At 18.3% G+C, this 976-nt stretch carries 2 protein-coding genes and 1 pseudogene; all 3 read right to left on the bottom strand.

The features are described 5' to 3' along the window. The coding region (locus tag IE180_RS37950) for a GIY-YIG nuclease family protein (RefSeq protein ID WP_506005109.1) at positions 1–226 on the bottom strand (226 nt) is incomplete at its 3' end. A 66-nt stretch (positions 227–292) separates the two neighbouring features. Further along, positions 293–481: a hypothetical protein gene (locus IE180_RS37945; RefSeq protein WP_189409865.1), complete on the bottom strand. Its 189-nt coding sequence runs from the start codon at positions 479–481 to the stop codon at positions 293–295. Between the two features lie 30 nt (positions 482–511). Further along, positions 512–751: pseudogene (locus IE180_RS37940) on the bottom strand (hypothetical protein); the annotation flags it as partial. Between the last annotated feature and the right edge of the window lie 225 nt (positions 752–976).

The following is a 976-nucleotide window of genomic DNA, read 5'->3' as shown; positions in this document are numbered from 1 at the left end:
ATGCTAATAATTCTTCATTATTATATTTATTAACTTCATAAGGATAATATTCTAATATAGCAAATATAAAATTATTTAAACCATATTTTTCTACGGATTTTTGTACTAATTTACTTCCTTGTTTTGAATTTATTAATAAATGATTATGAAATCTTTTATATAAATTATTAGTTTGTGCTGATCCTATATAATAATTTTTAGATATTTTACATATTATTATATAAATACCACTTTTATTTTTTAATTCTTTTCTTATATTTTCTTTAATTTCTCCATTATTTAAATCTTCTCATCAAATTTCTGGTTCTATACATATTTCTTTAAATAAATCTTCTGGTTTTGTTATATCTTTTTTTAGAATTTCTTTATTATTATAACTAATATATCTTTTTTGTATAAAATTATTATTATTTAATTTATATAAATTATTATATGATTTTGGGCTATTGTTATTAGTGTAACCCATAAAGGCTGTTGCCATTGTTAAAACAAATATAATTACTCCTACTGATCATAATATAATTCTAGGTGATTTATAACTTCCATAATATAAAGCTTTTCCTATATGTAAATATAAACATATAAAGAAGAATGAAGCTCCATTAGCATGTATATATCTTATTAATCAACCTGCATTAACATCTCTCATTATGTGTTCTACTGAATTAAAAGCTAATTCTATATTAGAACTATAATGCATTGCTAAAAAAATACCACTAGCTATTTGTATTACTAAACATAAACCTAATAAACTTCCTAAATTTCATCAATAATTTATAGAACTTGGTTGAGGACTATCTATCATATAACTATTTACTAATGATAAATAAGGATTTGTTTTTCTAAATGCCATTTTATTTTATTTATTTTTATTATTTTCTTTAATTATTTATAAAATTTTTTGATCTTATCTTTTATATATATATATATATATATATATTTTTTTTTTATATGAATATTATTTAAATTTAAAATA

It is taken from the genome of Streptomyces litmocidini, from assembly GCF_014649755.1.
Taxonomy (GTDB): Bacteria; Actinomycetota; Actinomycetes; order Streptomycetales; family Streptomycetaceae; genus Streptomyces; species Streptomyces litmocidini.
The sequence above is the reverse complement of the archived record's forward strand: the minus strand, read 5'-3'. Positions and strand labels throughout refer to the sequence as shown.

Bases quoted from the DNA above. Each gene is read 5' to 3' on its own strand.
- IE180_RS37945 (WP_189409865.1), bottom strand. From the start codon at position 481: ATGGCAACAGCCTTTATGGGTTACACTAATAACAATAGCCCAAAATCA.